Annotated in this window: 17 protein-coding genes and 1 riboswitch; of the genes, 6 read left to right on the forward strand and 11 right to left on the reverse strand. The window is 67.3% G+C overall.

The window, feature by feature from the left end; translation table 11 throughout:
- On the reverse strand, positions 1-1,320 hold a 1,320-nt coding region (locus LQV16_RS16265; RefSeq protein WP_229994940.1), incomplete at its 3' end, for a DUF222 domain-containing protein.
- Positions 1,321-1,565: 245 nt separating this feature from the next.
- On the opposite strand from LQV16_RS16265, the gene LQV16_RS16270 reads away from it, so the two are divergent.
- On the forward strand, positions 1,566-2,564 hold the full coding sequence (locus LQV16_RS16270) for a dienelactone hydrolase family protein (protein WP_229994941.1): 999 nt from the start codon (positions 1,566-1,568) through the stop codon (positions 2,562-2,564).
- A 135-nt stretch (positions 2,565-2,699) separates the two neighbouring features.
- Positions 2,700-3,398 carry a glycoside hydrolase family 16 protein gene (locus LQV16_RS16275; protein WP_229994942.1) on the forward strand — a complete coding sequence of 233 codons (699 nt, stop codon included), beginning with the start codon at positions 2,700-2,702 and terminating at the stop codon, positions 3,396-3,398.
- Between the two features lie 9 nt (positions 3,399-3,407).
- Here the strand turns inward: LQV16_RS16275 and LQV16_RS16280 are convergent, their stop codons facing one another.
- Positions 3,408-3,728, reverse strand: coding sequence for a hypothetical protein (locus tag LQV16_RS16280; protein ID WP_229994943.1), 321 nt, complete (start codon positions 3,726-3,728; stop codon positions 3,408-3,410).
- Between the two features lie 320 nt (positions 3,729-4,048).
- Here LQV16_RS16280 and LQV16_RS16285 point away from each other — a divergent pair, with 320 nt between their 5' ends.
- The gene (locus LQV16_RS16285) at positions 4,049-4,702 is read left to right on the forward strand and encodes an aspartate/glutamate racemase family protein (protein WP_229994944.1); all 654 of its coding nucleotides are present in this window, start codon (positions 4,049-4,051) and stop codon (positions 4,700-4,702) included.
- Positions 4,703-4,793: 91 nt separating this feature from the next.
- On the opposite strand, the gene LQV16_RS16290 is transcribed toward LQV16_RS16285, so the two are convergent.
- Positions 4,794-5,843: a glycoside hydrolase family 16 protein gene (locus tag LQV16_RS16290; RefSeq protein WP_229994945.1), complete on the reverse strand. Its 1,050-nt coding sequence runs from the start codon at positions 5,841-5,843 to the stop codon at positions 4,794-4,796.
- Between the two features lie 391 nt (positions 5,844-6,234).
- Between LQV16_RS16290 and LQV16_RS16295 the strand changes: the two genes are divergently transcribed.
- Positions 6,235-6,945, forward strand: a complete 711-nt coding sequence (locus tag LQV16_RS16295; protein WP_229994946.1) for a DNA alkylation repair protein — start codon at positions 6,235-6,237, stop codon at positions 6,943-6,945.
- A gap of 50 nt (positions 6,946-6,995) precedes the next feature.
- Here the strand turns inward: LQV16_RS16295 and LQV16_RS16300 are convergent, their stop codons facing one another.
- Both LQV16_RS16300 and LQV16_RS16305 read right to left on the reverse strand, forming a co-directional pair.
- The gene (locus tag LQV16_RS16300) at positions 6,996-8,210 is read right to left on the reverse strand and encodes a cation:proton antiporter (RefSeq protein ID WP_229994947.1); all 1,215 of its coding nucleotides are present in this window, start codon (positions 8,208-8,210) and stop codon (positions 6,996-6,998) included.
- The gene (locus tag LQV16_RS16305; protein WP_229994948.1) at positions 8,207-8,485 is read right to left on the reverse strand and encodes a hypothetical protein; all 279 of its coding nucleotides are present in this window, start codon (positions 8,483-8,485) and stop codon (positions 8,207-8,209) included. The genes LQV16_RS16300 and LQV16_RS16305 overlap by 4 nt, the downstream gene beginning before the upstream one ends.
- A gap of 170 nt (positions 8,486-8,655) precedes the next feature.
- Positions 8,656-8,859, forward strand: a riboswitch (cyclic di-AMP (ydaO/yuaA leader).
- Positions 8,860-8,863: 4 nt separating this feature from the next.
- On the opposite strand from LQV16_RS16305, the gene LQV16_RS16310 reads away from it, so the two are divergent.
- On the forward strand, positions 8,864-9,529 hold the full coding sequence (locus LQV16_RS16310; RefSeq protein WP_229994949.1) for a hypothetical protein: 666 nt from the start codon (positions 8,864-8,866) through the stop codon (positions 9,527-9,529).
- A 96-nt stretch (positions 9,530-9,625) separates the two neighbouring features.
- On the opposite strand, the gene LQV16_RS16315 is transcribed toward LQV16_RS16310, so the two are convergent.
- The 5 genes from LQV16_RS16315 to LQV16_RS16335 all read right to left on the reverse strand — a co-directional run bounded on the left by LQV16_RS16315 (position 9,626) and on the right by LQV16_RS16335 (position 13,514).
- The gene (locus tag LQV16_RS16315) at positions 9,626-10,630 is read right to left on the reverse strand and encodes a HAMP domain-containing sensor histidine kinase (protein ID WP_229994950.1); all 1,005 of its coding nucleotides are present in this window, start codon (positions 10,628-10,630) and stop codon (positions 9,626-9,628) included.
- On the reverse strand, positions 10,623-11,300 hold the full coding sequence (locus LQV16_RS16320) for a response regulator transcription factor (RefSeq protein WP_229994951.1): 678 nt from the start codon (positions 11,298-11,300) through the stop codon (positions 10,623-10,625). The genes LQV16_RS16315 and LQV16_RS16320 overlap by 8 nt, the downstream gene beginning before the upstream one ends.
- A gap of 5 nt (positions 11,301-11,305) precedes the next feature.
- A complete protein-coding gene (locus tag LQV16_RS16325; protein WP_229994952.1) occupies positions 11,306-12,058 on the reverse strand; it encodes a VTT domain-containing protein in 753 nt (250 codons plus the stop codon).
- Between the two features lie 2 nt (positions 12,059-12,060).
- On the reverse strand, positions 12,061-12,843 hold the full coding sequence (locus tag LQV16_RS16330; RefSeq protein WP_229994953.1) for a phosphatase PAP2 family protein: 783 nt from the start codon (positions 12,841-12,843) through the stop codon (positions 12,061-12,063).
- A gap of 113 nt (positions 12,844-12,956) precedes the next feature.
- Positions 12,957-13,514 carry a dihydrofolate reductase family protein gene (locus tag LQV16_RS16335; protein WP_229994954.1) on the reverse strand — a complete coding sequence of 186 codons (558 nt, stop codon included), beginning with the start codon at positions 13,512-13,514 and terminating at the stop codon, positions 12,957-12,959.
- Between the two features lie 217 nt (positions 13,515-13,731).
- Between LQV16_RS16335 and LQV16_RS16340 the strand changes: the two genes are divergently transcribed.
- Positions 13,732-14,829, forward strand: a complete 1,098-nt coding sequence (locus LQV16_RS16340) for a serine hydrolase (protein ID WP_229994955.1) — start codon at positions 13,732-13,734, stop codon at positions 14,827-14,829.
- A gap of 51 nt (positions 14,830-14,880) precedes the next feature.
- On the opposite strand, the gene LQV16_RS16345 is transcribed toward LQV16_RS16340, so the two are convergent.
- The gene (locus tag LQV16_RS16345) at positions 14,881-18,036 is read right to left on the reverse strand and encodes an efflux RND transporter permease subunit (protein WP_229994956.1); all 3,156 of its coding nucleotides are present in this window, start codon (positions 18,034-18,036) and stop codon (positions 14,881-14,883) included.
- Position 18,037: the final 1 nt, after the last annotated feature.

Genomic DNA, 18,037 nt, shown 5'->3' on the forward strand with positions numbered 1-18,037 from the left:
GTACGGGGTGCGGCAGGTGTCGTCCCGGGTCTGGATGAGGCGGCGGAGCCCGGGCGGGAAGATCCGGGCGCGGGAGTCCATCGCGACGAGCCCGCCGGTGCCGGGGTGGGTGTAGAGCCGGCGGATCCACACGCCGAACGCGGTGTCATCGGCAGCCCCGTCCGTGCCACCGGATATTGGGGGGCTGCCGGGTCCCGGGGAACCGTCGGCTATGCCGCCGGGGTTCGTGCCGGGGGCGGGCCCGACCCCGATGCCATGTCCTGTCTCCGTGTCCGTGCTCTGGGCCGCGCCGCCGCCGGGTTCCGGGGAACTGCCTGCCGAGCCATCGGGTTTAGGGGATCCGGCGGATTCTGTGGCCGCTGTGCCGTTGATCAGTGTGCGGGCCCAGCCGGCCGGGACGGTGCCGTAGCCCGGGAGCCGGGCCGGTTCGGCGTCGGCCTGGAAGAGCGTGCGGTCGGTCATGACGAGCTGGATTTCGACCCCGGTGATCCCGCCGGGGGTGCCGGTGCTGCGTTCGACGAGGGTGTCGGCCATCAGCTGCCCCCGGCCCCGCGGGTCCCCGCTGTTCCTGAGGGCGTCGGCGTGCCGGGTCAGGGCGGTGTAGACGGCGACGCCGGCGGTGACCGGGAGCAGGGCGGTGAGATGGCACATGGTGTCCGGGGCGGGCCGGAGGCTGACGTGCCGCTCGGTGGCGGCGTGCGCGGCGCGTTCGGTGACGGTGCGCGCATCCAGCCGGTACGCGGCGGCACGGGCGGCGGCCACCAGCCGCCGGTCACCCACGCCGGCGAGGGTGCCCGTGTCCGCGGCGAGGTCCGCGTCGACTACAGCCCGGTCCGCGGCGGTCAGGCAGGCGGTTTCGCGCACGAGGAGGGTGGCGCGCCATTCGTTGAGCTGTCCGGTCTGCAGGGCGGCGAGGGTGTGCGGCATCTCGGTGACCAGGGCTTTGGCCAGGCCCAGGAGCCGGCCGCCCTTGGCGGGGGATTCGCGCCGGGCGAGGGCGATCTGCGCGCCAATCCCGGCACCGAGCTGCTCCGCGGGCACGCCTTGGCTGGCCTGGGCGCGGCGCTGGAGCAGGTCGAAGGCCACGGCGAGGCGTGCCTGCTCCGCGGACGCGGCGCACTTCTCATCTTCCAGTTCCCGGATCCGGTCAATGATGCCGGCACAGTCCGTGGCCGGGCGGATCGCGGACATGATGCGGACCAGGTCCTCGACGGCCGCCGGCGCGGTGTCCGGCCCTGAGGCCGCATCGCGCCCGGCGCGGCCGAAGCCGGCGTCGTCGTGTCCTGCCGGAACCACTTCGGGCCCCTTATTGCCGTCCATAGTTCCAGTCTCCCCGCGACCTACGACAATTTAGATTGGTTCACTCCTGGTCGGACCACAAAGGCGGAGATAGCTGATCAAAGCCCGCCTCCGCCTCCGGAAAGGACCAGGGCCCAGTGAGCCAACATGAGGCGACGCTGCCGCTAGCGAGCCAGCGCAGCGCCGCGGCGTCGTCGTCGTGAAGTGGCCGGCCCGCTAATGGGCCCCTTGAAGGAGCCTTGCCTCAAATCCGACTTCGGAGGAGGATGATCGGCACACTGGAGGAGGCCGCCATGACCCAGCTTGGCAAGTTCGAGAAGTACCTGATTGAAGAATTCTTCGACGATTACCGCTCCGGCGCCATGAGCCAGCGCACCTTCACGCGCCGGGTGGCGTTCATGATGGGCAGCATGGCCGCGGCCTCGGCAGCGATGCTCCTGGTTGGCTGCACGCCCGAAGAGGTTCCCCGCAGCACGGACCCCATGCCGACGCCGACATCGTCCTCGCCGGGGCCCGGTTCCGCATCCGCGGGCGCCGTGCCGGGGGCCAAGAGCCCGCTCTCCGTCCCGGAGGGGGCGCCCGGACTCACGACGTCGACCGTGCAGTTCGCTGCGGGCGGAACAGACATCAGCGGCTATCTCGCCCGGCCCGAAAACGGCACCGCCGGGCCGGCCGTGCTGATCTGCCACGAGAACCGCGGGCTGACACCCCATATCCAGGACGTGGCACGCCGCTTCGCCAAAGCCGGGTACGCGGCACTGGCCCTGGACCTGCTGAGCCGGGAAGGCGGTACCGCGGGTATGGACCCCGACGCCGTCCCGGGAGCGCTCACCCAGGCCGGGGCCCAGCGTCACGTTTCCGACTTCACGGCCGGCTTTGACTACCTGAACGCCCAGGACTTCGTTGACAAGGGGCGGATCGCCATGAACGGATTCTGCTTTGGCGGCGGCATCACCTGGCAGGCGGCGACGGCGATCCCGGACCTGTTGGCGACCTCAGCGTTTTATGGACCAGCACCTGATCTTGACAAACTCACGGCCATCAAGGCCGCCGTCTTCGGTGTCTACGCGGAACTGGACCAGCGGATCACCGGCGCTATGCCGGCCTTCCAGGATGCGCTGGCCAAAACAGACGTCCGGCACGAGCTCAAGGTCTATCCCGGCGTGGACCACGCCTTCCACAATGACACGGGGCCGCGCTACAACCAGGAGCAGGCGACGGCGGCGTGGAACGACACGCTCGCCTGGTTCGGCAAATATGTGTGATGCCGTGGCCGGGACATGTCCGGACCGGAGGGAGGCGTGATGTTCGCAATGCGCACGGCTGCGGCCCTGGCCGCTGTAGGCGCCTTGGCCCTCACCGGGTGTGGCGCCGCGCCCGGCTTGGACCGGGCAGGCCCGATGGACCGGGCAGCCGCCCTGTCCGGCGTGACCCAAGCCGCCGTGTCCGACGGAACCCAAGCCGCCGTCGTCCGTGGCTGGGGACCAGTGGTGGCAGGGGATGAGTTCAGCTACGCCGGACCGCCTGACCGCGCGAAATGGAAGGTCTATAACGGCCCGGGGCACGCGGGCAAGGGGATCCGAAGTCCGAATGCGTTTGCTGTGGCCGGCGGCGTCGTGACCGTCAGCGGCGACGCGGCGGGCACCACGGGCGGCATGTCCGCCAGGTTTGCCCATCAGCAGTACGGCCGCTGGGAAGCCCGGATGAAAACGAGTGCGCGGGATATGCAATATCACCCGGTCATACTCCTGTGGCCGAACCATAACAAATCGCCCACCTGTGCCGAGATTGACTATGCGGAAGGCACTTGGGATACCACCCTGATTGGGTTCAACCTGCACCACGCCTGCAGCGGCCCAAACTTCCAGAGCCGGGCCTCGCGGGCTATCGACACGACCCAGTGGCACAACTATGCAGTGGAGTGGACCCCGGCCGGGATCACCGGATACCTCGATGGGTCACTATGGTTTGCGGACATGAACCCGGCGCATCAGCCTACGGTAGGGATGCACCAAACAGTGCAGCTCGACTGGTTTCCCAACGGGACTCCAACCAAACCCAGCCAGATGCAGGTCGACTGGATCCGGGTCTACAACTAAGCGTTGCGCTTACTCGCCCGCGGCAAACTCGGGCTGGACCGGGCCGCCAGCTTCCGGCATCCCCTCATAGGGCACGCCTAAAGCTTTCAACGCCATCAGGTGTTCCATCAGGGCACGTTCAGGGTCTCCGGGATGCGCAGCAATCTGCTGGCGGAGCAACTCCCGGGCGCGGTCGTGTTCCGGGGCGGTGTCGGCGAGGACGGCGTCAATGATCCTGACCGCCTGATGTCGGATTCCAGCGGCAGATGCGGCATATTCCGCACCGGACACCAGGTCATAGGGATCCTGTACTTCGGGGCGTCCTGGAGTGGACGAGGGCTCCACCGACATGGCTATTCCTTTGATCATCGTTCCGGCTGAGCCCGGAACCGGCCTGCCGCCTTCCCCCCAACCCGGGTAAGTTACCCGGATCGAAGACGGCCCACCGTGACACACCATATAACGGCGCCGGGCCGCCAAGCTTAACGGGAGCGAAGTTTTCGCCAAGGTGATGCGCAAGTTACGGTGTCGCAGCCTTCAGAATGTGTACGGCTGCCAGCGCCACGGCATGATTCCGCGGCAGGGCTTGTGTTGGTCACCTGCCCGAAAAGACATGGAAATACTCGCCGGGTAGCCTCGCACCAAGGATCCCGTTCGAAAGGTAGTACGCCATGCGTGTTGGACTGATCCGGGTGATGACGACGTCGGACCGACGCCTGCTCCGCGCCCACGGGAAACTCCTGCAGGAGGCTTTCGGGTTTTCCGTGACCTCCCGCTGTATTCCGGACCAGCCGTCCGGCGTCTACGACCAGGTGTCGCTCGAGTCTGCGGCACCCAAGGTAGTCCAGCTGGCCCGGGAAATGGCAGGGGACGCCGACGCGCTGATTATCAGCTGCGCGTCCGACCCCGGGCTGGCCGCCACCCGGGCGGCCGTGGACATCCCGGTCATCGGGGCGGGCTCCGCAGCCGCAGCTGCTGCTCTGACCTTTGGCGGACGGATTGGAGTCCTGGGACTCGGCGCCCATGTACCGGGCCCGATCGCGGACGCACTGGGCGAACGCATGCTGCTTATTGATGGCGAGGGGCGCGTCGAAACGCCCGACGCGTTCCTCATGCCTGCCGGTATCTTCGACGCCCTCGCAGCGGCCCACATGCTGGTTGATGCCGGCGCCGACGTGATCGTCCAGGCCAGCACCGGCCTGAGCAGCATCGGCATGGCGGACGTGCTCCGCCGCCGGCTCGGGGTCCCGGTCATCGACGCCGTGACGGCGGCCGGCTCCATGCTCGTCTCAGCGGTGGTCGCCCGGGAACTTCAGCAGGTTTGAGTCCCACGGCCGGTGGCGGCGCGCCATGGGCCAGCGACAAGACAGCCCCGCACCCTGATTGGGCGCGGGGCTGTCGCGTGCTGAGCCGGTCCTACTTGTAGACGCGGACCCAGTCGACCTGCATCTGTGAAGGCTTGGTGGCCGATCCGTCAGGGAACCAGTCCAGCTGCAACGTCTGATGCATGCCCACGGAGGGCAGGTGCGCGGGGTTCGTGTCGGAGAAGGTCTTCACTCCGTCGATGTATCCGGTGATGCCGGCCGGAGTCCACTCCACGGCGTAGTTGTGCCACTGGGTGGTGTCGACCGTCTTGGCGGCCGTGGTCTGGAAGTTCGACCCGCCGCAGGCGTAGTGCAGGAAGAACTTGATCTGGCTGGTGTTGCTGCTGCCCTCGGCGTAGTCGATCTCGGCGCAGTTGGGGGAGGTGTTGTTGTTGGGCCACAGGATCAGCACGGGGTGGTACTTCGGGTCCCTGGCGCTGGTCCTCATGCGCGTCTCCCACTTGCCGTATTTCTGCTGCGCAAATTTGGCCGACATGCCGCCTGTGGTGCCGGCCGAGTTGCCGCTGACCGTGGCCACGCCGTTCGCGACCGACCACGCCTGCGGGCTCCGCACGCCCTTGCCGGCATGTCCGGTTCCCTTGAAGACGCTCCACTTAGTGGAGTCGGGGGCGCCGGCCTTGGAGAACTCGTCGCCGGCAACAACCGCACCCCAGCCCCGGGCGGTGGCGGCTTGCGAACCGTCGCCGGTCGCGGCGACTGCGGCCTGGGCCGCAACGGGCGCCGCGGCAGGCGCTGCAGCGGGCGCGGCCGGCGTCGACCCCGTAGCGGCTGCCGCTTGTGCGCCGCCCGCCGTTTCCGGAGCGATCGGTGTGGCGGCGGGAGCGGCGGCAGCCGGTGCCGCGTCGACTCCGGGATCCGCTATTGCAGCGGCGGGACCGCCGACGGGTTTGGGAGCAGACGGCGCCGCCGACTCAGGCGCTGCGGGCGCCGAGGACGTGGAAGCCGCGGCAGGACGCGAGGCCTTGGTGGCCGCCGACGACGTGAAGGCCGCGGCAGAACCCGAGGCCTGGGTGGTTGGGGATGGGGCCCCGGCGCCGGTGGTGGGGGCGACGCTGCACCCGGCCAGCGACAGTGCGCCCAAGCTCAGCGCAATCGCTAGTTTGTGGAGCTGTGGTGTCTTGAAGCCTGGTGTCTTCGGCTGTGCTTGACTGAACCGTGATTTGCTGAGCGGTGATTTCTTGAACGGCGTTTTCTGGAACAACGGACCCCTCCGGGCTTTGTGACTGGCACACACAACCGTCGCTGCCAAGGCGGCGGCGAGTGCGGGAAGCTTCATCCGGCCCTGCTGCAAGAGCATGGGCGAGCAGACGCCGAACGGCGCAACCGGGCCCTAAAAGGGGCGGTCCGGGGCCCTGCATTCGGGCCAGGCCTTCACGGCCAGTGGCCCACGTTACCGGACCGTTACCTTGACCCGCAAACCTCTCCGGACGTGTTCACGGCATTCCCCTGCGCCCACACGAAAGAATGGTCGGGTGAGTGATGCTGGCGAGTTCATCGACCTCTCGCTGCAGCGGGAAGGTTCCTGGCGCCGTGCGGACGAGCTGCAGTCGCGGCTGGAAATGGAGCCAGGAGGCAGAGGCCTCCGGTTCTACGGCACCTCCGTGGGTGCCGTGCGCGGGACGGTCCGGGATGCCGGCCGCCGCTATCCAGGGCTGTCCCACGATCAGGTCACCGCGCTGAGCTCCGAACTGTGGGGCTCCGAATTGTGGGGCTCGGAACTGGGGGCGGCACCGGTTTTCGAGCGCCGGCTGGCCGCAGTGGTCCTGCTGCAGGCCAATGTGAAGCTGCTGACCAACTCCGACCTCACCCGGCTGGAGGGCTTCATCCGGGAGGCGCAGGTGCGGGACCTCGTGGATCCGCTCGCCGTCGACGTCGTCGGGCCCTTGGTGGGCGGGCTCGACATGATGGCCAGGGTGCGGGCTGACAGCGTGCTGGACCGGTGGGTGCGCGAGCCCGATGCCTGGCTGCGCCGGGCCGCGCTGCTTTCGCCGCTGCTGGCGCTGCGCGCGGGCGCGGGGGACTGGGACAGATTTGTCCGGCACGCGAATGCGGTGCTCGGCGAGGCTCGCGGGACGTTCGACGCCGACGCCGACGGCGCTGCGGACCGGGACGCGGTTTCCCGGGTCCTGGCCGAGATGGCAAAGACGAGGCCGGAGCTGCAATTCACGTCCGTTGGAGAGTGACCATCCGACCGTTCCCCGCGGGCCCGGCCCGCGTTCAGAGCTGCGGACTTTCAGACTTTCGGATCTCCGGGACCGCCCGGATCGCCCTGTCCGACGGCGCTGCCGGCATCGCCGGATCTGCCGTCGGCATTTGCAGGCAGCGCGAAAGCCCTCGCCGCCCGTGACCCGGCGACGGCGCTCGCGGCTATGGTGACTAGAGCGCCGGCCAGCAGGGCCGCTGCCTCGCCCGGGAGCAGGACCTGAAGCTGTGTGCCGATGCTCGCCGCCGCAACCGGCACGCCAAGTTGGGCCGCCGACAACACCCCGAGGGGCAGCGGGAGACCCAGGAACGCCAGGCCGGCGTGCGTCAGCAGGGTCCCTACTCCCAGGACCACGCCGAGGGCAATCATCTCCGGATGTCCGGCCAGGTCCTTGAGCGTCAGCGATGCACCCAGCCAGACGAAGAACACCGGACTAAGGAAACCGTCGCTGAGGGCGAACAGTTGCCGGGCCAGCCGCCGCGGTTCGCCGACGGCGGCCACCACCAGGCCGAAGGAAAAGCCTGCCAACATCACGGACACATTGCTCCATGTCGCGACTGCGGCCAGGGCGAAGAGAACGGCCAGCTGGCTCCTCAGCTCCAGGGCAAACTTGCGGCTTTCCGAGAGTTGGTGCACGCGAGCGCGGATTCCCCTGCGCTCCAGCCAGCGCAAGACGAAATAGAGCACCACCGCGCAGCCGGTCACCGTAAGCACGCCCAGCGCCGCGCGGCCTGCGTTGGGCGGATCCACGAGGAGCGGCAACGCCACAATGCAGGCTATGTCGGCGATGGCCACCTGCGCGGTCATGGCGACGACATCGGGTCCGCCGAGGCGCAGCGAATCGATGATCGGAAGGACCAGGGCGGCCGACGAGGACGCCAGCAGCACTGCGTAGAGGGGAGCATGTCCAGTCCCGAAGAGCAGACCGATCCCGGTTCCGACCGCCACCGCTGCCGCCGCGGCCGCAATAGCCCGGCGGGAGCCATTGCCGAGGGCGGAGCGGATCTGCGGATCCCTCACGGGAACATGGGTTCCGGCCACAAACATCATCAGCGCGAACCCGATGTTGGCCAGCAGGATAAACGTCGGGTCCGCAGGATCAACCAGGGCCAGGCCTGAGCGTCCGATCGCGATGCCGGCCAACAGTTCGCCCAGCATCACCGGCAACCGCCAGCGCGCCGGCAGCGCCAGCAGGGGTCCGGCCAGGGCGACGACGGCGATCAGCGCCAGGGACAGGAATGTCACGGCTCGCCGCTGCGGGCGGGCCCAGGGCCCGACCGCCGCTCCACCACGGCGTAGGCTTTCCCGTCCAGGAACGCCCAGTCATTGACAACCATGTACCCAAGTGCGTCCACCCGGTCATTCAGGACGTGCTCGTCGAAACCTCCGTCGCGCGGTTCCGCGTCCCAGGTGGTCACGTGGACGTCCCGGCCGTCCAGGATCAGCAGCTCGGTGTTGACGTCGAAATCCTCCTGTGGCTGATTGCTCAACTGGCAGATGGCGACACAGTGGCTGTTCATTTCGGGCCTCCGCTTCGGCGTGTGCTGATGGCATCATCCTACGTTCGGATGCGGCGCCGCCCCATGGGCAATTGCCGGACCGTTCTGTGGCCGCCGTTACCTGAATGTGACTTTTGCATGCGGATCGCGTTACGGTGGATGAGTGCCTGTTGTCTCCGATACGGGCGCTCCCCAGCCGATTGCCTAACTCTGCCGCGGCCCGGGGGTAACTCGCATCAACGACCGGCAGAGACGGGGAAACCACTTTTGGCCTGCTGATTTCGCAGGCCTTGGGGTGAAGCCGCACAGTGCCCGCAACGACGGGCCCGGGAGTGCGGCCGGGTGCCTCCCATCCGAATCCGACAGCTCACCTCGCAGGCATTGGGAGAGGCTACATTCATGTCTTCAATCAGTACTTTTGTGCGCCATACGGCCGTCCTCGCCGCCGCATCCGGCCTGGTCCTCACCAGCGGAATGGCAGCCAACGCAGCCGCAGCACCTGCTCAGCGGGACTCCGCTCCGGCGTCCAACGTGGACGTCACGGGACTGGTCAGCGCCCCCGTGAACGCCGACTCAAGCGTCAAGATCAGCTTTGACCGCCCCGCGGTAGCTACCGTCGCAGCGCCGGTCATCGAACAGCCCGTTGCCGCGGCGCCGGCTCCCGCCGCTGCGCCTGCAGCAGCACCGAAGGCAACCGTGCAGGTGCAGGCCGCTCCGGCGGCCGCGCCGGCCGCGGCGCCCGCTGCCGGCGGACGCAACGCCATCATGCTCTCGGCCGCTTACAGCCAGGTGGGCATCACCCAGGACTGCACCGCCATGGTCGAAAAGGCCCTTGGCGCGGCAGGCAAGCCGGTTGGCAACATTGGTCCCCGGGCGTTCCTTGGCCTCGGAACCGTTGTGGGCACCCCGCAGCCCGGCGACATGGTGGTCCAGTCCGGCCACGTTGCCATCTACGCCGGCAACGGCCAGGTGGTCAGTGGCGGCATGAACGGAAAGAACCAGACGATGGTCCACCCGCTGTCATGGCTCACGGCGACCGGCGGCGTCACCTTCGTCCGCGCCTAAGCCGCGCTGCCTCTTCCGGGCCGGAAAGTCCGGAAAGACCGGTGATCGATTCCCTTGGGGGCAATCGATCGCCGGTCTTTCCTGTACATATAGTTCTCAGGGATTCCCCCGCCCGGCCAGTGGAAGCGTCAACTTCATGACCGTCCCCTCGGCACCTGTCGCGGCCACCTCAACGGCGCCGCCCGCAGCGACGGCGATCTCCCTGACCAAGGCCAGACCGATGCCAAAGCTTCGCTGTCCGTGTGCACTGCCTGTGCTGGCGGTCCGTACGAAGCGGTCAAAGATCCGGGTCTGATCGACGCCGGTGATTCCGGTCCCCGTGTCCGCCACCGTGATCACGGCGCGGTTCTGCTCGATCGAGGTCGTGATGGACACCCGGCCGCCCGGGGGCGTGTGGGCGAGGGCGTTGTCCGCCAGGGCAAGCACGGCACGGCGCAGCGCGTTATTCTCGATCCGGGCCAGCGGCCGGGCATCGGCTACGAAGTCCACGGCCACCTTGCGCTGCTCTGCCACCAGCTGGAGGCTCCCGGCGACGCTGGCGGCGGTGTCGGCAAGGTCGGCAGGCGGTGCGGAGCGGTCCGGGACTTCCGCTGTTGCCGCGAGGAGCAGTTCGTTGACAATCCCGGTCAGCGTTGCTGCGTCCTCCCGGATCCGGGCCAGGTCGTGGCCTTGCCTGGAGCCGGGCACGGTATTGCGCTGGGCAAGCTGGATCCTGGTGTCCAGGATGGTCAAGGGCGTGCGCAGTTCGTGGCTCGCGTCCTGGACGAAGCGCCGCTGCCTGGCCAAGGCATCACCGAGGGGACGGATGGCGCTGCGCGCGCTGAGCCACCCGACGATGCCGGCCAGCAAGATTCCCGCCACCCCGGCGATGACCATGGCTTCGAGGACATCTTTGGAGTCCAGGTACGCGTAGGCCGTCCCGGCCGCCGCCGAGCCCGGCACTTCTGGATGGGCGAGTTGATTCATGAGGTACAGCGCCGTGGCAGCGAGCAGCCCGAGAACCATGACCGCGCACGCGGCGCTGATCCGCAGCGCGACCTTGAGCGAGGCCTTGCGCAGAATGGAGTGGTCCGGATTTCCTGCGGTCCCGCCGTTACTCATGGGCATCGCCGATCTGGTAACCGAGGCCGTGCACCGTGCGGATGACGGCCTTGGAGATCTTCCGGCGCAGGTGATGAACATAGGTATCGATCACGCCGGGCTGGTCCGAGGCGTGGAAGTACGCCGCGAGGAGTTCGTCCCGGGTGAAGACACGGCCGGGTTCCGCGGCCAGGGCTGCGAGCAATTGGCCTTCTTTCGCGGTCAGCGACACCGTGTGCCCGTAGACGGACCGGACGGAACGCTGCGTCGGATCCAGTTCCCAGTCCCCGATCGCCACCGGCGCCGGGGCCGGGGAAGGGAAGGTGCGCGTCAGTGCGCGCAGGCGTGCCGCCAGTTCGCCGGCGTCGAACGGCTTGGTCACGTAATCGTTGGCTCCGGCGTCCAGACCCCTGATCTTTTCGTCGGCATCGCCCAGCGCGGTCAGGATCAGGATGGGCGTGGCAATGCCTTTCGACCGTAAAGCCGCGATGAGGGCGATACCGTCCATGACAGGCAGCCCGCGGTCGATCACCATGACGTCCCAGGCCCCGGTCAGTCCGTGGTGGAGGCCATCACGGCCGTTGGTGACCAACTGGACCCGGTAATCCGGGTCCAGGAGCTCGGCGATGAGCGGTCCCAGAACGGCGTCGTCCTCGACGAGCAGCAGGGAGGGGCGGTCAGCGGTAGTCATGTCAGCTATTCTTCCGCGGCCATTTCCTCAGTCCGCAGTCCGTCCTCGGTTCCCGCGGGCGTGTCGCCGGCCGGTGCGGCTGCGGTGCGGCTGTTGCGGCGGCGCTTGAGGAGCTGCACCGCCCAAGGCACCACGGAGATGAGGACCATGGCCACGGCAATGACGTCAATGTTCTTGGCGACGATGTCAAAGTGTCCCAACCAGGTGCCAAGCATCGTCACGGAAACGGCCCACGCCGCCGCCCCGGTGATATTCCAGAGAGTGAAGTACTTGTACTCATAGCGCGCGATCCCGGCGGTAAGGGGAGCAAACGTCCTGACCATCGGGACGAAGCGGGCCAGCACGACGGCGGCCCCGCCGTGGCGGCGGAAGAAGTCCTCCGTAGTGGTCAGGTGCGCTGTCTTCAGGATCCGGGCATCGTCCTTGAACCATCGCCGGCCGAATTTCCGTCCCAGCATGTAGCCGACCTGGTCCCCGGCGACGGCAGCCGCGGTGACGACACCGATCAGCACCGGCAGCGACAGTTGCAGCTGTTGGTGCAGAAGGCCTGCGGTGAACAGCAGCGAGTCCCCGGGCAGGAAAGGAAAGAGCACGCCCGATTCAATGAAAACCATGAGCGCGATGACGCCCAAAGCGGTCGGACCCAGCCCGGCGAGCAGGCTTGCCGGGTCCAGCAGTGAGGGTGTACCTGCGGCAGCGGCGGCCTGAACGACCCTGTCTGTTGCCGGAAGTAAGGAAAAAACGTCCAAGGCGTGCATTCTCAATTCCTCTCAGGACCCAGTGACCGGGTGACGGACGGGGCACGAAGCCGGCCGGCCATCCGCGGCGCAACCACGTTCCACAACCCCGCAAGCATGACCACCGCTGCGCTCGCGGCCAGGAACGAAGCCGCGACATCCGTGGGGTAGTGGACGCCGATATACAGCCGCGACCAGGCAACGACGAGCGCCATTGCCGCCGCCCCAACGGCGGTGACCTTGGCCCAGCGGGTTCCGCGGGCCAGGAAGTACACGGCGAATCCGAGTGCCACCGCAAAGGACACGTGGCCGCTCGGGAAACTGTTGGAGCCGGTTTCCGGAGCCAGGGGATCGAACAGCAGGGCGGGGCTGGGCCGCTGCCGGGCCACGACGATCTTGAAGAATTCACTCGCCACCCACCCGGACGAAGCCACGAGGCCGAAGGCCACGGCCTTGACCAGTCCGCCCCGGAACAGCCAGATGTAGAGTGCTGCGGCGCCGATCAGAGCGAGACCCGCCACCGGTCCAAACACGACGTTGAGTGCCATCGCGACGGCGGTCAGGGCGGCGGCGTGATGCTGGCTGAGGTCCTGGTCGACACCAAGCTCGGCGGCGCTAAAGCCCGGCGTCAGCTGCGCCGCCAGGCCCAGTGCCACGACGGCGGCGGACAGCAGGACGCCCAGCAACACCCAGTGGCGGACCTGGGGGAGGACCCACAGCCGCAGCCCTGCGACAGGACGGACGGCAGCAGTGCGGCGCTGTGCTGCATCGTGTTCAACGCTTTTGACAGGGACGGGTCCAGTCATGGGATCCTCCGGCTCGGGACAACGGGCGCCCGAAAAGGCGCCGACTCCCACACTTCCGCCAGGCGTTTAAGAAACGCTTAAGAAAGTGCCGCGGGGGCGTGCCACAGCGCCGGCTACGCGGCGTAGCGGAGCAGCGCCACCCCGTTGCCAAAGGTGTGCGTCTCCAACAGCCGGAGCTGGGCTCTGCTGTCGGCGTCCTTGAACATGGGTCGTCCGCGTCCGATCAGTACCGGATGGACGTACACCCAGTATTCGTCGATCAGCCCGAGCCGCCGGAAAGTGTCGGCGAGTTCCGCCCCGCCGAGGGCCATGTCTCCGCCCGGCTGCGACTTCAGTGCCAAGACTTCTTCCGCCACGACCTCCCGAATCACAGCAGCGTTCCGGCCGGCCGTTGTTAGTGTCCGGGAGTAGACGAGCTTGGGCAGGTTCCGCCAGATTTGGGCGAAATCGGCCATCACGGGACTGACATCGGGGTCCTGGTCCGCCGTCGGCCAAAACCCTTCCATCAGCTCGTATGTGACCCTGCCTTCCAGGAAGGCGCCCATGGGGGCGAGCTTTTCGTTCATGTGGCGGTGCAACTCTTCGTCCACCATGTGCCAGCTGATGTCGCGGTCCAGTCCCTCGAAGAATCCGTCGAGGGACACTTGCATGACCATGATGATTTTTCGCATCACCGCTCCTCGGTTTCATCAGAGTACGCCGCGCTTGTCTCCAGCGTACGCCCCGGCGTTGGGTGGCTGACCGAGCCTGTCCGGTGGCCTTGCCCTTGCGCGGGGAGCCTCGAGCGGGAAGAATGCAGGGACTCTATGGCCCCACCGCGGTCAGTCACCTTCGGGGGAAGAACGATGCCTGCGAACGATTTCGAACAATTGCCCGGGGCCGGTCCGGATGACTGAGCCGCCGCCGCGCCACTACCGCTCCGGCGCGCACCGGGCCGACGGCGGATCCCAGCTCCGGCCGCGGCCCCTCGCCAAGCGTGAGGGAAAGATCCGGCCGCAGTATCTGACTGCGGCCGCCGTCGCACTGGCCCTTGTGGCTGCCGGTGGCGTCTACGCGGGCGTCCGGGCAGGGATCCCGGCTGATCCGCCAGCCGCTGCGGCGACCACGTCGGGCACCGCCGCCGCACCCTCGCCGCTGGCCGCCCAGGCCTCAGGGCCAGCCGCCGACGCCAGCCGGACAGCTGCGGCATCCGATCTGCCCGCCGCTGCGTCACCCGTGGCGGGCCCCGTTCCCGCGGCCGTCGCCGAAGCGGCGGCCGCAGGGAAGCCCGCAGAAGTCCCCGCCGTCGCTGTCCCGGCCATCAGCCCCGAACTGGACAGCCAGATCAACGCGATCATCGCGGCCAACAGCAATTACGCGCTGGGGGTGTCGTTGATTGATCTGTCCGACGGCGTGGTCCACGGCTACGGAGCCCAGGGCAAGTTTGTTGCCGCCAGTACGGCCAAGATCCTTGCCGCATCGGCGTATTACCACCTCGTGGAGACCGGGCGCGCCTCGCTGACAGCACCGATGGGCGCCTCGACGGCCGGGGCCCAGATCCGCCAGATGGTCCAGCAGAGCAACAACGATTCATGGGCCCTGATCCTGCGGGCGGTCGGTCAGCGGGGCATCACGGACTACGCCGCCTCGATCGGGATCACGTACGACCGAACGGTGAACCTGCTGACTCCCGCGGAGATGGCCCGGACCCTCCAGCTGCTCTACACGGGACAGCTGCTCAATGCGCGCAATACCGCCCAGCTCTTGTCCTACATGCAGAACACCAACTTCGAGACGCTGATCCCGCCCGCGGTCCCGCCGGGGATAGGGATTCACCACAAGTACGGGCTGCTGTTCGGAAACCTGCATGATGCCAGTGTCCTTGACAAGGACGGCCGGGCCTTCGTGTTCGTCGTGTACACCCGCGGCCTGAACTACTCGGACATGGGTCCCCGGACCCGGATCATTCAGCAGCTCACCCGGACCGTGACCGCCGCGTTGTTCTGATTGATGGAGTTCTGATTGATGGGGTTCTGACGGATGGGGTTCTGACGGCGGTCAGACGGTGACCGGCCCGGCGGCAGCCCGTTCCCGCTCGTGTGTCTTCCTGGATTTGGCGAACCGGAGGTACAACGAGGGCACGATGAACAGATTGAGCAGGGTGGAGGTGATCAGGCCGCCCAGAATCACAACGGCCATGGGGTGTTCGATTTCATGGCCGGGGATGTTGCCCATGACAACCAGGGGAACCAGGGCCAGGCCGGTGGCCAGCGTGGTCATGAGAATCGGCGACAGCCGCTCCGCCGCCCCGCGCAGCACCAGTGCGCGGCCGAAGGTTTCGCCTTCATAGGTTTCCAGGTGCTGGCAGTGGTTGATCAGCAGGATGCCATTGCGCGCAGCGATCCCCATCACGGTGAGGAAGCCAACGAGGGACCCGAGGGACAGGACTCCGCCGGTCATATAGGCGGCTATGACCCCGCCCACCAGGGCTACGGGAAGCGTCAGCAGCGACAGGACCGCCAGCCGCCAGCTCCGGAAGGACGCCTGAAGCAGCAGAAGAATCAGGACAAGTGCCGCGGCGGAGTAGATCATCAGCCGGTTCGTCGCCGCCTCACGCTCGGTGTATTCGCCCAGCAGCTGCACGCTGTAGCCGGTCGGCAGATCCAGGTTCTCCAGCCGCGACTTCAGCTCACTGGCCACGGTTCCCAAGTCTGCTCCCTGGGCCAGGAAGGATCCCACCTCCACGCGGCGGGAACCGTTCGTGCGGTCGATCTGGTTCGGCGTCGCCTGCATGCTCACGTCCGCGACGTCGGCGAGCCGTACCCGCCGGCCGCTCGGCGTGTCGATGGGCAGGTCCTCGATGCTGGTGACGGACGAGCGGGTGGCCGGGGTGCTCCAGACCTGGACGTCGTAGGCCCGGCCGTCCCGGAAGACGTCGCCGACTTCCTCGCCTGCCACGAGCGTCGCGGCCGCACGCCGGACATCTCCCGGTTTGAGGCCGTACTTCTGCGCCGCTGCCAGGTTAACCGTGACCGCGATCTGGGGGACTTCCACCTCGAGGGAGACATGCGGGTTCTGGGTGCCCTGGATCGAGTCCATGATTGCCTTGACCCGTTGCGCCTGTTCCCGGAGCACGTTGAGATCGTCTCCGTAGACCCGGACCAGGATGGGCTCGCTGGCGCCGGTGATGACCTCTTCAATCCGCTCCTTCAGATAGGTCTGGACGTCACGGTGCAGCCCCGGGTAGCCCTTGACCACTTCCTCCACGGCGGCCACCGTCTCGTCGTAGTTGGCGTGGCGGTCGATGCTGATCCAGTGTTCGCCGGCGTTGACACCGACGATCTCGTCCGCGGCGAATGCCTGCCCGATGTGCGTGCCGCAATTCAGGACGCCGGGGACCTTCAGGAATTCCTCACAGCCGCGCTGGGAGATCCTGAACTCTTCCGCGGCAGAGGTTCCCGGTTCCGAGATCCAGTGCATCAGGAAGTCCCTTTCCTTGAACGTGGGGAACAGGGACGAGCCCATCAGGGGAGCGAGGATCAGGCCCACCACCGCCAGCACGCCAAAGCCTGCGTAGCCGAACCGGGGCCGGTTCATGGTCTTGGACAAGGCCGCGTGATAGCCGCGTTTGAGCACCCGGACCAGCGGCGCGTCGCGTTCTTCCAGTTTGGCGTTGCCCAGCAGAATCAGGGCAAGGGCCGGCGTCACGGTCAGCGCCACGAGCATGGAGGCAAGGACAGCCAGGGTGTAGGAGACGGCCAGCGGCCGGAAGAAGACCCCGGTCAGCCCGTCCAGGAAGAAGATCGGCACGGCGGCGACCACAATGATCAGGGTCGCGTAGACGATCGGGCTCCGCATCTCCAGGGAGGCTTTCAAGACCACCGATGCCGCAGATTCGTCACTGCCAGCTTCGTCACTGCCCTTGGCGCGTCGCTGCCGGAGCCGGCGCATGATGTTTTCGACGTCGATGATCGCGTCATCCACCACGACGCCCACGGCAATGACCAGCCCCGCCAGGACCATCGTGTTGATCGCACTGGACGTGAAATAGAGCACCAGTGCGGCGGTGAGCAGGGACAACGGAATGGCGACGATGCTGATCAGGGCCGTGCGCCACTGGAAGAGGAACGCGACGAGGATCATGACGACCAGCAAACAGCCCAGCAGCAGCGCAATGCTGAGGTTGGAGATCGCCTCCTCAACGAAGCTGGCGGGCCGGAAGATCGTGGTGTCGAAGTTGATGCCGCTCAGGCCAGGCTGCAGTTCGTGGAGGGCTTCCTCCACGCCCTTGGTCACGTCCAGTGTGTTGCCCCACGGCAGCTTCTCGACGATCAGCATGAGCCCGTGCCCGTTGTTGATCACGGCGTCACCGATGAGCGGCTGATGGTCCTCCACAACCTGGGCAACATCGCCCAGATGCAGCGCCACCCCGTCCTTTTCCCGGATGGTCACCTGGGCCAGGTCCGCGGGCGTCTGGATCGGCTGGACGTGGCGGATCCCCATTCTTTGGGTCGGGCTGTCAATGAAGCCACCCGTTCCGATAAACCGTCCGGGCGAGTATTTCAGCAGCCCGGCGTCGAGGGCGCCGGCGGTGACTTCCATGACCTGGTTGAGGGAGACGTTCTGGGCCTTGAGCTTGTCAGGTTCCACCTGGACCTGCAGCATCTGGAGCCGCTCGCCCCAGATGGCCACGTTGGCCACCCCGGGGACCCGCAGCAGCCGGGCCCGGATGGTCCAGTAGGACAGCATGGACATTTCGATGAGCGAATGCTCCGAGGATGTCATGCCGATCTTCATCACGCGGCTGGTCGCCGACAGCGGCTGGAGCATCACCGGCGGGGCCGCCCAGGTGGGCAGCGCCGCGGTCACCGAGGCCATCCGTTCCGATACGAGCTGGCGGGCGTTGAGCAGGTCAGTGCCCTGATGGAAGAGCAGCACGATCGAGGACAGCTGGGGCACGGACTTGGACCGGATCTCGTCCAGGCCGGGCATGCCGCTCACGGCGGCCTCGATCGGCACGCTGACGAGCTCTTCGACTTCCTGGGCGGTCAACCCGAGGCACGCGGTCTGGATTTCCACGCGTGGCGGGGCAAATTCCGGGAAGACATCCACGGACGCGGAGCCCAACTGCAGGGAACCGAGCAGCATCACGGCGCACGCGAGGGCGACAACAACCGTCTTGAAACGGAGGCTGATCCCGATGAGCCAGCGCATG

It is taken from the genome of Arthrobacter sp. Bi26, from assembly GCF_918697925.1.
GTDB lineage: Bacteria > Actinomycetota > Actinomycetes > Actinomycetales > Micrococcaceae > Arthrobacter.